At 55.0% G+C, this 15,474-nt stretch carries 10 protein-coding genes; all 10 read right to left on the bottom strand.

All coding sequences use genetic code 11. The features are described from left to right. Positions 1-299 precede the first annotated feature (299 nt). Positions 300-2,645, bottom strand: coding sequence for an arylsulfatase (locus CA85_RS12155; protein ID WP_146391602.1), 2,346 nt, complete (start codon positions 2,643-2,645; stop codon positions 300-302). Positions 2,646-3,797: 1,152 nt separating this feature from the next. Further along, on the bottom strand, positions 3,798-4,754 hold the full coding sequence (locus CA85_RS12150; protein ID WP_186774900.1) for a DUF1254 domain-containing protein: 957 nt from the start codon (positions 4,752-4,754) through the stop codon (positions 3,798-3,800). 552 nt (positions 4,755-5,306) lie between these two features. After that, a complete protein-coding gene (locus CA85_RS12145) occupies positions 5,307-6,365 on the bottom strand; it encodes a DUF1254 domain-containing protein (RefSeq protein ID WP_222435442.1) in 1,059 nt (352 codons plus the stop codon). A gap of 522 nt (positions 6,366-6,887) precedes the next feature. Continuing rightward, complete coding sequence (locus CA85_RS12140) at positions 6,888-8,264, bottom strand: coiled-coil domain-containing protein (RefSeq protein WP_146391600.1); 1,377 nt, start codon at positions 8,262-8,264, stop codon at positions 6,888-6,890. Between the two features lie 125 nt (positions 8,265-8,389). Next, positions 8,390-8,521, bottom strand: coding sequence for a hypothetical protein (locus CA85_RS25965; RefSeq protein WP_261344712.1), 132 nt, complete (start codon positions 8,519-8,521; stop codon positions 8,390-8,392). 102 nt (positions 8,522-8,623) lie between these two features. Further along, positions 8,624-9,127, bottom strand: a complete 504-nt coding sequence (locus CA85_RS12135) for a DUF1269 domain-containing protein (protein WP_222435441.1) — start codon at positions 9,125-9,127, stop codon at positions 8,624-8,626. Between the two features lie 175 nt (positions 9,128-9,302). Continuing rightward, complete coding sequence (locus CA85_RS12130; RefSeq protein ID WP_146391599.1) at positions 9,303-10,670, bottom strand: DUF1254 domain-containing protein; 1,368 nt, start codon at positions 10,668-10,670, stop codon at positions 9,303-9,305. Positions 10,671-10,922: 252 nt separating this feature from the next. Continuing rightward, positions 10,923-12,620 carry a sulfatase-like hydrolase/transferase gene (locus CA85_RS12125; RefSeq protein WP_146391598.1) on the bottom strand — a complete coding sequence of 566 codons (1,698 nt, stop codon included), beginning with the start codon at positions 12,618-12,620 and terminating at the stop codon, positions 10,923-10,925. A 61-nt stretch (positions 12,621-12,681) separates the two neighbouring features. After that, positions 12,682-15,060 (bottom strand): arylsulfatase, encoded by a 2,379-nt coding sequence (locus CA85_RS12120; protein WP_222435440.1) that lies wholly within the window; start codon positions 15,058-15,060, stop codon positions 12,682-12,684. A gap of 89 nt (positions 15,061-15,149) precedes the next feature. Further along, positions 15,150-15,431 carry a hypothetical protein gene (locus tag CA85_RS12115; protein WP_146391597.1) on the bottom strand — a complete coding sequence of 94 codons (282 nt, stop codon included), beginning with the start codon at positions 15,429-15,431 and terminating at the stop codon, positions 15,150-15,152. Between the last annotated feature and the right edge of the window lie 43 nt (positions 15,432-15,474).

Genomic DNA, 15,474 nt, shown 5'->3' with positions numbered 1-15,474 from the left:
TGTGCGGGGGGCGGATGGCAACAGCCGTCCCTACCGCGATCCTAGAAAATCCCGCACACTTGGCTCACCGCAGCGAATCCCACAATAGCATCTGATGAACCCTTTGTTTTGGCATCAATGGACGCAGGAGAAAGTGACTGAAAAATCCAACCTCCTGGAATTCGGCCACTAAGATGCGCGAGGAACTAATCTCATAGCGTTGCTGCCCCGTGTGACGAGCACATGGGGCAGCTAGCTCGTGGACGACAGGCAATTCATCGCCTCGTCCACGATGACGCTGGATATTCCAGCGTTCCGAATCATTTCAATTCAACAGTCACTCGTTCGATCTCACCGGTGAACTTGTTGGGCGGCTGGTAGTCGTGGGTCACGGGCTGGCCGGTGTCCTCTCCGACGCCGAAGGTATCGGTGCCGAAGCGACCGGGGACGGTGGCCTCCAACTTCTCCTGGGCGAGATGTTTTCCGTCTTGAGTGAAGGTGACCGTACCGCCAGCGCCCGGTTTGTCGCCGCCGTCATAGGCGAAATCAACGACCAGCGTGGCTTCGCCGTCGATGGGAGCGGAGCCCTTGAGTTTCGTATAGTCGCCGAAGTAATTGTAGACGAACACCGGCACGCCTCTCTCGAGGTAGAGGGAAAGGCCAGCGGCGAGTCCACCATAGCCCATGATGGTACCGCTGGTCTTGTCTCCCTCGGCCTTCACCTTGGCAGTCAGCGTCCACGATTGATTCTTCATCGAGGGTGCGGCATTCTCGGGAATGCGGATGGCACCTTCGTGGTAGGTGAAGACCTTTCCTTCCGGATCACCGCCGGGAACATTGGGCTTGGGAACCGAGAGGCGGCCAGCACCGCGATCGTCGAGTGGCTGCACGTCGAACTCTTTCATGGCCTCAGCGAATTTTGCCTTCAGCTCCGCTAGCTTCTCGGGGTTCTCAGCGGCCAGATTCACCGCTTCGGAGAAATCATCGGGTAGGTAGTAGAGCTCCCATTGGTCCTCATCCCAATTCCCTGGAGCGAGATCCTGACGCCATGGCAGTGTGTGCTGAGCATTCGCCTTCCAACCGTCTTCGTACAACGAGCGGTTGCTGAGAATTTCGAAGTATTGCGACTTCCGGCCCTCGAAGGTTGGGTCGGTGAAACTGGCCAGGAAGGAGGCTCCCTCGAGCGGTTTCTGCTCGACACCGTCGACGGATTCCGGCATCGGCAGGCCAGCGGCCTCGAGCACGGTTGGGAACACGTCGATCACATGCAGGAATGCCTCACGCGGCTTGTCGTCATGCTGGATCTTCGCGGGCCAGCTCACGACCATCGGATTGCGCGTTCCGCCGAGGTGCGAAGCGACCTGTTTGACCCACTGGAAGGGCGCGTTGCCGGCCCAGGCCCAGCCCATGGGGTAGTGCGGCTCGGAGCCAGGTTGGCCGACGGTGTCGAGCAGCGGAACGAGGTCCTCCAACGGGGTTTGCACGCCGTTGAGCGAGGCCATTTCGTTGAAGGTTCCGTTGGGGCCACCTTCGGAGGAGGCACCGTTGTCGCCGATGATGTAGAGCACCATCGTATTGTCAGCATCGGGTAGTTCTTTGATTGCGGCGAGCAAGCGGCCGACCTCGTGATCGGTGAACGACATGTAGGCTGCGTAGTTTTCCATCAACACGGCATAAACCTTCTTCTGGGTATCATCGAGCGTGTCCCAGGCAGGCACCCACTCGGGCCGCGGTGTCAGCTTCGTCTCCTTGGGCAGCAGACCGCTTTCCAATTGGCGTTCAAAGATCGCTTCGCGGTAAACGTCCCAGCCCTCGTCGAAGGCACCCTTGAAGGGTTCTCGCCACTCGGCGGGGGCCTGGTGCGGGGCATGCATCGCGCCGGGCGCGAAGTACATGAAGAACGGCTTCTCGGGTGCGACCGACTCGGAGAACTTCATCCGCGAGATCGCCCGATCAGCCATGTCCGTGAGCAGGTGATAACCTTCCTCGGGAGTCTTGTCGGGCTCGACCGGCGTCGTGTTCTCAAAGAGCACTGGATAGTATTGGTCGGTTTCCCCGGCATTGAAGCCATAGAAATAATCGAACCCCAGCCCGGTCGGCCAACGGTCAAAGGGGCCCGCCACGGTGGTCTCCCAATCGGGCGTGTTGTGGTTCTTCCCATACCACCACGTGGTGTAGCCATTGCCCTTGAGCACCCGGCCGATCGTAGCGGTCTGTTGCTGGATCATGGTCGAGTAGCTCGGGAAGCCCGTCGCCCATTCCATCAGGAACCCATTGCCAGCGACATGGTGATTGCGCCCGGTCAGCAGAGCGGCACGGGTTGGACCACAGATCGCCGTGGTGTGGAAACGCGTGTACTTCAATCCCTCGCCCGCGAGTTTGTCGAGTGCCGGGGTTGGGATCTGGCCACCGAAGGTGCCGGTCTGGCCGAACCCGACGTCGTCGAGCATGATGACGACCACGTTGGGCGCCCCCTCCGGCGCAGCGACTGGATCCTGCCAGTCCATTTTCGATTCTTGGTAGTTCTCGCCGATTTCGCCTTCAAAGGGAGACAGTGGGATCGGCAAGGAGGTCCGGTCCGGCCATTCCTCAGCAGAAGCGGATAGAGACAGGAGTGCCAAACAGCAGGCCGCCAGGCCAGTGAGGTAGGGCGATATCGTTTTCATGGCTTTCACAGGTTGCAAGGTAGTTTGGTTCACTCGAGATCGAAGAGGATCCCTTGTCTCTCGGTAACCGGGTGGACGGGATCACTCAGGCATCGATCATCGACCCGTTCGGGTTATAGGATTTCTCAGAGGGACCGTCCATACATGATACCGGATGTCAAGGCACGGAGTGGTGTTGGTTTGGAACACAGAGACCGTGCGTGGCGTGTTTTCATTCACTCTTCCTCCCGGAGGGTCGAGTGAAGCGAGGGGACGGTGACGCTGGATTGTTAGCAATTGTGGAGAGTCCCGATAGGGACGGCGGCACTCTGCTGGGGACGCCAGCCCAATGCCATCTACTTTCGACCGCGAGGGACGTCGATTTTATTACTGCAGCTTTTCCACCGGGCTTGTCCGGTGCATGTCGGCATGGGTTTACCAGCAATTGTGTATAGTCCCGATAGGGACGGCAGCACTCTGCCGGGGACGTCAGTCCCCGGTCCAGCCTGCAGTTTCCGACTCAGCCCCGGCAGGTAACGCTGTGAAGCATTTTTTTGCCGTAAAACACGGGGAAACTTGTTCCCAGGCTCCCGCCTGGGAACACAATGCCTTGGAGGCTCCGCCTCCCGATCATGTCAGCAGGCGGAGCCTGCGGTGCAGTGCGTTCCCAGGCGAGAGCCTGGGAACGAGTTGCAAATGCTTCACAGCGTTGCCCGGCAGGGGCGACAGCAGCGGCAAGATAGCACGTTCATTTCGGTTTCGCTGTCCTCCCTTCGGGACTTTGCCTCGTTGTTCTCCCGTGTTCCGGGGACTAGCGTCCCCGGCAGGGTGCTGCCGTCCCTCACGGGACTCAGGACACTTGGCTCGGCCCTGAGGAATTGCTAACAAATCATGCAGTAATACAATCGACGTCACCCGAGACTCGGGCGCGAACATGGAACGCGAGTCTCGGAGGATATCGATTTTGTTAATAGATCATTTGATGCTGGTCAATACTTCCAAAATCCAACAAGCTGAATTTTCCACGACACTCCTAGGTGGACCGCTCTTTCAACGAATGTTGCGCCGGAGAATCGGAGAACATTCTTTCGATCGTCGGACTCGAAGCCCTGCATCTTTTGCGGCGCAAAGCCACCCTGGCGTTGGTTCTCTGGGCGACGCACACGAAGAAAACTATTTCGTCGACAGCACCTGGTGGTTCTCGTCAACATCCTTCTGGAATGCGACGATGTCGTCGAGTGAGTTGGGCAGGTAGCAGCGGAACAGAGCATTCCAGTTCTGCGGGGCTTTGATGTTGTTGATCGATCCCTCGGGGCCATTGAAATTCAACGTGTAACTGCCGTCTTCATTCGGCTTTGCCTCCAGCGAACTCAACTTGAACGGGTCGGTCTTCACCCAGCCCTCAGCGGAGTAAACGGTGAGCGACCAATAGCCCGCGCGTTTGTACTGCAGCGGCGGTGCCTCGAAGGTGATGCTGGAGGCTCCGCCCTTCCTCGCAGCGTCATCGGCTGGGGCGACGACGAAGTAGTAGGCGTGGCGAGCTGGCAGACCGCCCCAACCGGCGAGATTGGTCATCTGGTAGTAGGGCTCGATGATGGCGTCGAGGCTCTCGACGAAGCCTTTATAGACGACGTCCTCTTTCGGCGCGCGGGCAATCAGGTCGTTGCGCAGCTTGTTGAAGGAATCGACGTCGTATTGTACCGGTGGAACGTAAGGCTTCGCCGAGCCGGCCTTGATCACCACGGAATCCTGACGCTCGTGGAGCTTTTTCATGCCAGCCGCGTCGGTCGACGGTGGCTGGGTGCGCATGAAGAGATACACGTGGTCGCCGTAGGTCAGCTGATCATGGCCGATCGTCTTGGTCTTGCCCGGATAGACCACCTCGAGCGTGACGTGATTGCCGTCGAAGACCTGGACCGAGTGGTAAAGGTCGTAATCGGGCACCGTGATCTCGAGTCCCGTGCTCGCGTCGAAGACGGCATAGGAGTAGATCAGGTCAAAGTTCGAGCGGATGATCGTCTGATTGTCGAGCTGGATACCATCGCGCTCGTGACGGAAGTTGTTCGGTCCGGACTTGATCGTCTCCTCGGCGAAATACTTGGCGGTCTCGGCGCGGACGATGTTTTCCATCGTCGCTTTTTCACCCCCTTCGGCGGTGAACGCAGGGCTGGAGGCGAGAGCGACCCCGTTGGGGCCAACGCCCGTTTTCTCGTCGGCGTGAACGAGCGGCGTGATGGCCAACAAGGCGGCCGTGATGATGAGATTGAAATAGGTTTTCATGGTGCCAGTTACGTGGGGTTTTTGGGCGGGGAGCAGAAAAGAATTCACCGTAGTGGACGAGGCGACGAGCTGTCGACTACCCACAAGTTTGCTCCCCCGTGTGCTTGTCACACGCCGAAGCGACGTTTTCAAATTAGAAAACCGCGGTATCGACACACGTTCCCCTGTCAGCTTGTCTGACAGGAAACCAAGTCGATCAACTTTGCTGTCATGCGGGGCAAGCCCGCATGGGAGCGGGGTGAATGCTCCATCTTTATCTAATCACAAAACGGAGATTCCTGTCAGACAAGCTGACAGGGGATCCGGTTTTTTGGGGAATCAACAGAAGGCGACGAGTCCATATCCTTGGGGACTCGTCGCCTCGTCCAATACGATCCGCAACAGGTGATTGCGAATCAAGTCTCAGGGAGTTTGCTCGACGAGTTCAGGCATTTTGTAATCGCCTGCAAGAACGCTATCTCCCGGCATGTAGACACGGAAGCATGTCCAAAACGGTGCAGTGGGGATAATGAGTTCATTTGGGTGTTCACCCTTCCCGAACTCGCTCTCCGGCACGAACCAGATATCAAAGGTCTTACCATCGGCATTCAACTGGATTGTTTTGTTGTTAAGAATAGAGCCTTGATCAGTTTTCAGGTGCTGGTCCTCTCCATAGATCGTTATGGAGTAAAAACCGAGATCGGCGTTTGCCAGTTCAGGCACCGAGTAGGTCGCTTTGTAGGCCTTGCCCTCTTCTACTTCATGTTTTTCGGTATAGTACGTAGCATCTTTGTCCGGCAGCAGCCCTTCGGCGATTGACACGCCCCGATTGCGATCTTCCAGGGACACTGGGTGTTCCACCGTACCCATCGTTCCTACAACGCCTTCCTGCTGTGCAATTGCCACCCATTTAGCGCGAACCTTGGCGAAGTCTTCCATATTCCAGTTGGTAACCTGGAAGGATTCCGGTTTATAACCATTAAGATGCTCGACTTTTAGTTGATCTTGATAGCCGTTTACTTTCTTGACGTCAGCTGGATCACTGGCATCCAATTGCATGCGAACATTGGCAAAGTAGAAATCTGTCGTTTCGTCCGCCGGTATCACATAGCGTCCAGGGCCATAGAGAACCTTGTAGGTGACATGATCGTGGTTCATCACATGCAGCGACATGTAGCGGCCATCATTCTCAGGCAGCGTGATCGCAACATCACCCCGGCCGTCAAGCATGGCGAAGGAGTAAAGCGTGTCACGGTTCATCAGCGGCGCAGGTTGCTCATCGAGAGGCATCGGCTTGCGGTGATGATTCCAGGTGTTATCGGCGCCCTGTGCAAACTCCTTGTGCATCGCGAGGTCATTCATCGCGCGAGCGAAATTCTCGTCCGTGACGGGAACCGGGTCGGCGGCCTGCAGTGCGGTAGAGACAAGGGTCAGTGCAAACGCCAAAGCGGCGACGGGGAAATTAAAATAATCTGGTTTCAACTGTCTTCTCCGGTAATTGTTCGATGGTAAAAAATCAGGCTCATCCGACGGAAGCGTGCGCGGAGCACAGGGGGAAGGTTTTTCTAGGCATGGCTCTAGTATCCAATAATCTTACAAAAATGCGTCGCTGACGAACGAATGTCCGCCAGGGACCGGCAACATCATTGGCGTACCGTCGACCGAGATATCCCTTGCCAAGCCAGCACCTCTGCAGAGCTCGGCTCCGTTTCTACCGGCAGCTCCAGGCTAACATCCACTATCGCCTCCGACAAATCAATCATTGGATACTGGAGCCATGCCTCCAAAACCTCCAGCGCACGCTTTCGTCGGATGAGCCAAAAAAAACATGGGTGAACACACATTGGACGGCAACTTGCAACAGTGACCCACCGGATGTGAGCCTCGTGATCTGCTGTCTCAAGTCTATATGGTGTTTGAGCCACGAATGCAAATTCATTGAGTAGCGACAACGGACGCGGGCCGCCCAGTGGCGGATGACGCGGCACGCAAAATCGCATTCTTCTAACCCTGCTTCTCGTCTCGACTCTGCAGACGCTTTTTTGCGTCTTCCAACTCCGCTTGGCGTGCTTCAATCGCTTTGATTAATCGTTCTCGGTGTTTTTGATCCACGTCATCAAGTTGCTGCTGCATCCACTCGATGTCGGCTTTGAGTGTGGCCATATAAGTATCGTAGTCGGACTCGAGCTGACGTCGAACCTCCTGGCGTCTGACCTCAAGAGCTGCTTGCTGGCCCTCCAGTTCCTGCTTGACAACTCCTTCGGCGTCCTGAGCACGTTGTTTGACGTCTGCGACCCGCTCATCGATCCACTCGCCGTAGCCGATCCAACCTTGGACCATCTCAGATTGCAGTTTACACAGGGATGCGGAAACTTGCTCAACTTCAGCCTGAAACTCTGCATCTGCATCTGCACCGGCCTGCTGAACCTCTCTTTTCATGACAGCAAGATAGTCATCTGTCTTTGCGGTCGTGTCTTGATAGGCGTTCTGCAGTTCCTCATGCAGAGTTCCCAGCTCTTTGGACAGCGATTCAGACATCCCGTCTAGCTTCACACGCACTTGATCGGAGGCATTTGCCGCGACCTGATCAAGCCGGGCGACCTCTTTTTCCAATTCGTTGATCCCTTCTCGATAGGACGCTCGCATCTGCCTTGCCGTCGCCTGGTATTTCTCGTAGAGATCAAAACGGGTGTCATCCCATTTCTTCCCCAGCGATTCATTAGCAGCCTGGGCCTGCAGTTCCAGAGAGTCAAGCTCTCCCTGCAAATAGGTGATCTGCTGCTGATACGAATCACCAAGTTCGTCATGTGCCTTCGACCATGATTGGCGAGTCCGCTCCAACTCGTTCACAGCCGCTGCGTTGAGTTCGGTTCCATCGGCGACCATTTGCTTCCACACTTCGTCAATCGCACGTGATCGGTTCTGCAACTCCACATCAACGGTTGACTGCAGCTCCACATATGTATCGGCTACCGCATCCCTCGTCACTTCCACCTCCGCTCGGAGGTTCGATTTGGCTTGCTCTGAAACAGCGAGCAATTTTTCTCGGAGAACTTTCAGTTGCGTCTGCAGTTCGGTCACCTTTGCGTCCAGCTGGGCAGTCCGCTCTTGACGACCGGAGTTCTCTTGCGCCACGCCTTTGCTGACGGGAATGAGCAAGCCAAAGACTGGCAGGCACACAAGAAGCATACGAACAGATTGCTGAAGATTGTTTGAAAACATCATCTGAGCGGTCCTTTTTAGATTGATATCCGAAGTCGTCGTCGATAAAAAATAAAAAACTACACTTACCTGCTCAGACGTAGTTCCAGATCCGTCTTGCACTCGTCGAGGCGGTTTTGCAGTTTTGCCGCGATGCGTCTTAGAAACCGCAGCAGCCATCGCGCCCACTGCGCGTTAGCTTGTCTCCGATAGTGAACGCTAATTTCCATGCGTCCGATTCAAAAAGATCAACGCGGAGCACCAATGCATACCGCGTTGATCGAGCTTCCCGGTGACACGGCGGTCTAGACCGCGTCGAATGTATCCATCAGGTCGAGGTCCTTGTACATCGACTTGACGGCATCGTAGTCCGCTTCGGCTGAGTCGACGCCGTCATACGTTGCCGCACAGACGGTCAAGTTAATGAGATCATCCATTGTGATTTTTCCATGATTGACTTGCAAATACTGAGATCGCGGGCGCAATTCCGTGTGGAACTTACGCCCTTCATCGGTACTGGCCTGCCATCACGCTGCAGGCTAGCTCTTGGCCTTATCGAGTGCCGACTGCAGTTTTTCCTCCTGCTCGTGTGTCAGGGACGTCTGCAGAATCGTGCCGCCGTATCCCTTGAGTTCCTCCAGAACTTTATCAGGAGTGGCCTTTCGAACGAGCACGAACAAGGCGGAACGCCCCGGTTCTAATTGGCCAGCGATTTGTTTCATAAAGCCGTCCTCGATCCCGATATCCGAAAGTGCACCCGAGAGGCCACCGGTGGCGGCTCCTACCGCAGCCCCAATCAAGGGAGCAAATGGATTGAAGAAAAAGCAGCCGATCAGCGTGCCCCACAGTCCACCATAGGCGGCTCCCGTGCCGGTCAGGCTCACCGGCTGGTGCAGTTTGACCTTTCCTTTTTCGGTCTTCACGGCGACGACCGCATCCTCCAGGTCGACCAAATAGTCTTGCTGCATCTTCACCAGTGCAAGCCGCACCTCTTCTGCCTTGAATTGATCGTCATAACCGACGACAACGAGATTAGCCATCATTTTGTCCTTCTTATTGGAAGTCGAGAAATCATTGAATCGCAGAAAAGCGATCCAACAAGTAGAGTAACAACGTATTCGTTTTTGACGTCAATATTGCGTCGTGGCAGTTCTCAGCACGAGTGTCATTCACCGCCGATGTCAACCTGACGCCGTTCTTCAGGATTGATGAATCTGATTACTTCACCGGAGTCGGCTGGTAAGCCGGGGTGTTGTAGGTGCCCTTGATGATCGCCTCGTCAGGGCCGTAGCTGCGAAGCACAGTCCAAAACGGGGTTTTCGGGGCGGGGAGCCAGTTGCTTTCCAGATCCTTGCCGGGTGATTCGGCGGAGACGTGAATGATCAGCGAGCCGTCGTCTTCATACTTCAGTCCGGGGGTGGCGCTGCCGATTGAGTAGCGTTTGATCGGGTTCTCCACGAGGAAGCGCTGAGGCAGGTTGTAGAGCGTGATCGACCAGAAGTATTCCACCGGAGGAAGATTCTCCTTGGTGAAGGTCAGGGTGTAGGAGTTTTTGGAACCGTCGAGCGGCTGCCCTTTCGAATCTGCCGGCATCGAGATATAGAAAGACTGGTCGGAGGTGTTGGCAAAGATCCCCATGTAGACACCCATGGCACGGTCGCGGTAGCGGGTGCCCAGAAGCTTGCGTGGGCCAAAGAGCTTATTGGCATCGAGATCCCCTTCGCCGAGTTTCTTCATTTCAGCGCGGGCGTCATCGATTCCGGCTTTCAGCGCGGTCTGGGTGGCGGCGTCGAGATCCGCAGTTTTCCATCCGCCTTCGGCGCTCATGCCGAGCGAGGCCAGCTGGTCATACAGCGGCTGATCGTCGGCGTTGCGTGTGATGAAGGGCAGCACGAAGCTGAAATAATCCCAGTATTTCAAGGTCTCCTCATCACCTTCGGTCCAGGCTGGCCAATCGACTGCAGGAGCGGCCGCAGGCGCTTTGCCGCCGGTGTAGGCGCTAAGCGGCTGGAGCTTGTAGCCTTGCTGGATCTCACTAACGCGAGGCATGTCGGATTCGCCGCCAATGACTTGAGTGCGGGTCAGGGATCCGAGCAGGTCGCTCTCGCCCTGGATGACCCGATCGACCCCCTCGGGGATGTCCCCTTTCCACGATGGGGAGGCGAGCAGAACTTTGACGACGTCGTTGCCGTCGTTAACCGAACCGGCATTGTCGACCACGAAGCCGAACATGTCGTTCCACTGACTGGTGATGAAACGCTTGGGTTCTACCTTCGGCACGGTGAGCACCCAGGGTTCGGCGCGGAGGTCGAGCCAGGCATACGAATAGGGGGTGTCGTTGTTCGGCGTGACGATGTCGGTGTCGGACGGTTTCGAGAGTCCGAGATGGATCCACTTGCCGAACTCGCGATCACCCTTGATGGCTTGCGCATACATGGTGCGGTAGTCCATCACCACGGGATAGGCGAAGAAATACGCCTGCTTGGCGATTTCCCGGGCCTGTTCCGGAGTCGGCGCGTCGGCCGCGTGGAGATTGCCGCAGAGCGCAAAGAGCCCGGCCAATGCGGATAGTAGTAGTTGTTTCATTGGTTTGCCTATTCAGTTGGAACGTCGATTGACTCAGTGGATGGAACTGGAAACAAGGCGCCGGATTCGCTTGGTGAACCCGACGCCGGATTGAAGGCTTGTTCTCGAGCGACTATTTCAGGGTCACTTTGACTTCGCCGAGCTTGCCTTGGAAATCGAAAGGTTCGCGATAATCGAAAGCGCGCCAGCGGTAACTTCGTCTACGAGAAACCACCGCTGGCAAAACACCTGTCTATGACGAACTTTTCGTGATCACTTGCTGCTGCCGGGCATCGCCACCGTGATATTGGGCGGATACTTCTTAAGAACCCCCATATAGCGGCTTGCCTCTTGGCCCATCAGAGTGACAATCGGGAGATAACGATTGCCGATGTTAAGGTTTTCCTGCGGATTCTCGTAGAGATTCACCATGGTTGTGCCGCCCGTTTCTGAGACGATGGCACCGCTGAATCCGCCTTTGAGACCCTGAGAGAAAATCGCATCCTGCAACTGAACGACCATGTGAAACTTGAACTCATCCATACGGATGGCTGCAAGATGCGCGTTCATCGTGTAGATCATGCTCTTTCGCGCCGACTGGCCCTCATCGGCCAAAAGGAAGGCCGTCTGATCGATGCCGTCAACATACCGGTCTTTGGGGAGGTATTTTGTGACCTCCGTGCCCGGCGCACCGGCCAGCGACAAGGCCGTATTGAATAGGTCCCCATAGAAGAACAGACCCTCGGACTTACGCGGCTCGATCATGCCCTTCCAGTAGAAGAAGGTCGGGACGCGTGTTCCGCCCTCCCAGGTCGAACCTTTGCCACCACGGAAAGGCGAGCGACCGTAAGGCGCCACTTCCTGTTCGGGACCGTTGTCGGAGCCTACAAAGATGAAGGTGTTCTCCAACTGACCGGTTTTTTCAAGCTTTGCCAGCAATCGTCCGAAAATATCATCGAGCTCGACAATCGTGTCCGAATAGCTGTTTCGAGCCCGTGACTTACCTGCGTAGTCATCATTCGGGTAGTTGTCGAAATGCGCACCGCGTGTCCCGTGATACAGGAACCATGGCTGATCTGTGTCGGCCTGTGAGTCGATGAACTCTTCGGAGTAGCGTGCCCAGTCCTGATCGAGGTTCTTGATTGACTCCAGATCGATTTCGTAGACGTTTTCAATGCCATCTTTGGGCGTGGCATGGACGTTGTAATGATTGAAGTTCAATTCCGTCATGTACTTCATCCGCTCGGGGCTGAGCGCGATTTCCGGGTTGACGTAGACATCACGCCATTCGGTGTACATGTCCGACACCCCGAGAAAGCCGTAGTAGTCGTCAAAGCCGACATCGTTTGGAACGGAGCCTTCGACCTCGCCCATATGCCACTTGCCGACACCCTGTGTCGCGTATCCTAACTTCTTCAGGATGGAGGCGACCGTTTCTACGCCACCCAGCCCGCCAGGTTCACCATACATCGGCGGACGCAGAAGGCCGTGATGCAAAGGATTCTGCCCCGTCATGACCGTTGCGCGAGTAGGCGTGCAGGACGGCGTGGAATACGCCGAGGTCAGGATCAAGCCCTTGGCCGCGAGCTGGTCGAGATTTGGCGTATCATTGCCCACCGCGATACCACCACCATTAAAGCCAAAGTCCATCCAGCCCACGTCGTCGGTCAGGAAGAACAGAATATTCGGCTTCTGGCCGGTTCGTTTTTCAAAATCGGCCAACTTCTGCCGGGCCTGATCGACATCATCCTGATGGATGATAACCGGCTCCATGTTATCAGCGATCTGTGTCGCCTGAACATGCAGATATTGGTTTGGATGGGAAAAACCGGGGGCAGTCGTTGCGCCGTCAGTCGAGCCACGCGGGTTCGCGGGCTGATTGGCGTAATCGACATCCTGCGCTGCCACGGGCTGTCCAAGACAGAGCGCAGTCAGGGCAATTGCCGGCAGGCGAGTTAGTTTCGTTTTCATTTGTATCTTCCAGTTAGCTAGGAAAAAAGCATTTTGCTTGGTTCAATAGTGTAGAGTTAATTCACTCAACGATAGTGGTTGTAACGCTTTCAATGTCTTGGTTGAAAACAAACGGGGCTTGGTACTCTTTGCTGACAGCACCACCTTCATCTTCACCTACGCCGACACCGTCATCTAATGAATACAGACTACTGATGGTATTAGAGATGAACTCCTGCGCTACTTGCTCACCATTGAGGTACAGGTAAGCATTGCCGCCTTTGCCAAGGCCGACATTGTTGCCCTCACCGCCTTCGCCATTTTCGTCGTAACGAAATTTGACAACAATTTCATTGTCGCCCTTCTTGAGCTTAGCACTGCTGGTGACTGGAGTGTATTCGTAGCCCAACCAATTGTATTCGAACGTTGGGGTACCGTCCTGGACGTACAAGGACCAGCCAGCAAAGTTTCCGCCCTGGGCGATGATAACACCATGCGTTTCTTGTGCATTCGCAGTTGTTATTCTTGCCGTCAGGTCAAATGACTTGTTTTTGATGTTGAGAAACGAGTTCTCAGGAATGCCCGTTGCACCGGAGTAGAGAGTCAACGTCTTTTTGCCAAACATTGCGTCGGGACGACCTGCAATTTCAGCATTCATACGCTCGAGAGTTCGGTCATCCAATGGGTACACGTGATACTTAGTCGCTTCCTTGTCGAACAGCTCCTTCATGCTCTTCAGTTTTTCCGGATACTCATCTGCCACATCATTTGCCAAAGCAAAATCCTTGCTTACGTCAAACAGTTCCCATGTGTCATCCTGGAGAGTGCTGAATTTCTTAGCGTCCTCCCAAAGCGGCCAATGAATCACGCGAGCAAACCATCCATCGCTATAAATTGCGCGGTTGCCGGCGAGTTCGAAATATTGTGTCGTATGCTTGCTCTTAGCCTTCGGGTCGTTGAACGAATTCGTGAAACTCTTGCCCGCCATTGAAATCTGCTTTACGCCATCAACCTCCGTGGGTTGAGGGAGATGAGCGGCATCAAGAATGGTTGGCGTGATATCAGTGACATGAGTCCATTGGCTGCGAATGGTGTCTTTGTCTTTTTTGATGCCGCTAGGCCAGCTTATCGCCATGCCATTACCGGAGCCACCAAAATCAGAAGCAGTCCCTTTCATCCAAGCAAATGGTGCATCACCGGCAATAGCCCAGCCTTTCGCATAGTGCCCAAAGCTGTCTCTGCTGCCCAGTTTGGCCAGGTTGTCAAGGATGAACTGCGGGTCTTCCTCAACTCCATTGTAGAAAGACAATGAGTTGAAACTACCATTGCGATTGCCTTCAGCGCTGGCGCCATTGTCACCGACAATATAGAAAATCAATGTGTTGTCAAACTGTCCTGTTTTCTTCAGGCTGTCGATTACTCGGCCAATTTCATGATCTGTGTGAGCAAGGAACCCTGCAAACACTTCCATCTGGCGGGCGAAGATTCTCTTCTCATCTTCGGTCAGCGAGTTCCAGCGGGGAACCCCATCCGGCATAGACGGCAGAACCGTATCCTGGGGAATGATGCCCATTTGCTTTTGGCGATTGTAGACATCTTCACGCAGTTGATCCCAGCCCATATCGAACTTGCCCTTGTACTTGTCTATCCATTCTTTGGGGGCTTGGTGAGGGGCATGGGTAGCTCCTGGCGCATAGTATGCAAAAAATGGCGTATCCGGGTTGTAGCTATACTGCAGATCCAACCAAGAGATAGTTTGGTCAGTCATATCGGTTGTGAAATGATAGTCTTTCGTGCGGGGTGTTTTGATTCGCGTAACACCATCAACGAGGACTGGTTGATATTGGTCAGTTTCACCGCCAAAGAACCCGTAGAACTTTTCGAATCCTACTTGGCTGGGCCATAGCTTTTGGTTCGCGGCCGGGCCGGTTTGCCAGGGTGGAATCTCGTGATTCTTGCCAAACATTGCTGTTTTGTAACCATTGTATTTCAGGATTTTCGGCAAGGCCGCAATGTAATTTGGCCTCATGCCGGTACTGCCGGGGAAGGCCGTTGCAGTCTCTGCGATAGAGCTCATGTTATTTTGGTGATGATTACGACCTGTTAGCAACGCAGTTCGAGTAGCTGAACAGACTGCTGTCGTGTGGAAATTGTTGTAAACCAAGCCTTGATTTGCGATTGAATCCAAGGTTGGCATGTCTACCAGACCACCGAATAATGATGACTGGCTGTAGCCAACGTCATCAAGCATGACGACGAGTACGTTAGGTGCTCCTTCAGGAGGACGAAGTTCTTCATAGGGTTCAGGACGTTGCACCTCTCTTACATCGAGCTGTGTATAGCCCTTGGGCTCCACATCGGGGATTGGGAGTCGAGTACGATCAGGCGTTTCCGCCAAGACGGGGCTGGCACAGAGTGCGAACACCCCTGCCATTAAGGTTGATTTGATGGTGATTTTCATATGTCTGCCAGGAATTTGCTTTTTGCGTGTGGCGCCCGAGGACGCTGTTGAAAGGGGGGGGATAAATCTTTAACTGTAAAACACCTAGTCTACCTGCGGCGTTCCGCAGGGTGCGAGCCCGATGGAGCGGAGCGGAATCGGGCTCGCGGACGGCTCTGCCATGGGGTGGTGTCGTCCGCCCAAAGCCCCAGTCTGATCAGTGAGCGATCATGGCGAAACAGGTTCGATCCGACACCTTTCACGCTGAAGGCGAACGAGGAGTCACCTTCTGCTCGCGCATCGTTCTCCGGCGTTACCGTTTTTGCATCCTCGGCGCGGGCGCTAAAGACACCGAGTACTCCGATCACCGCTGCAGCACTAATCTCTTTCATTCGCTTTAAATGCATTTCTATGTCCGGCCTGATACTGGTCTTT

This window comes from Allorhodopirellula solitaria (assembly GCF_007859855.1).
Taxonomy (GTDB): Bacteria; Planctomycetota; Planctomycetia; order Pirellulales; family Pirellulaceae; genus Rhodopirellula; species Rhodopirellula solitaria.
Note: the sequence above shows the minus strand (reverse complement) of the source record. Positions and strands in the feature narration are given on the sequence as shown.

Bases quoted from the DNA above. Each gene is read 5' to 3' on its own strand.
- CA85_RS12155 (WP_146391602.1), bottom strand. From the start codon at position 2,645: ATGAAAACGATATCGCCCTACCTCACTGGCCTGGCGGCCTGCTGTTTG.
- CA85_RS12150 (WP_186774900.1), bottom strand. From the start codon at position 4,754: ATGGAAAACATCGTCCGCGCCGAGACCGCCAAGTATTTCGCCGAGGAG.
- CA85_RS12140 (WP_146391600.1), bottom strand. From the start codon at position 8,264: ATGGCTGCTGCGGTTTCTAAGACGCATCGCGGCAAAACTGCAAAACCG.
- CA85_RS25965 (WP_261344712.1), bottom strand. From the start codon at position 8,521: ATGGATGATCTCATTAACTTGACCGTCTGTGCGGCAACGTATGACGGC.
- CA85_RS12135 (WP_222435441.1), bottom strand. From the start codon at position 9,127: ATGATGGCTAATCTCGTTGTCGTCGGTTATGACGATCAATTCAAGGCA.
- CA85_RS12130 (WP_146391599.1), bottom strand. From the start codon at position 10,670: ATGAAACAACTACTACTATCCGCATTGGCCGGGCTCTTTGCGCTCTGC.
- CA85_RS12125 (WP_146391598.1), bottom strand. From the start codon at position 12,620: ATGAAAACGAAACTAACTCGCCTGCCGGCAATTGCCCTGACTGCGCTC.
- CA85_RS12120 (WP_222435440.1), bottom strand. From the start codon at position 15,060: ATGAAAATCACCATCAAATCAACCTTAATGGCAGGGGTGTTCGCACTC.
- CA85_RS12115 (WP_146391597.1), bottom strand. From the start codon at position 15,431: ATGAAAGAGATTAGTGCTGCAGCGGTGATCGGAGTACTCGGTGTCTTT.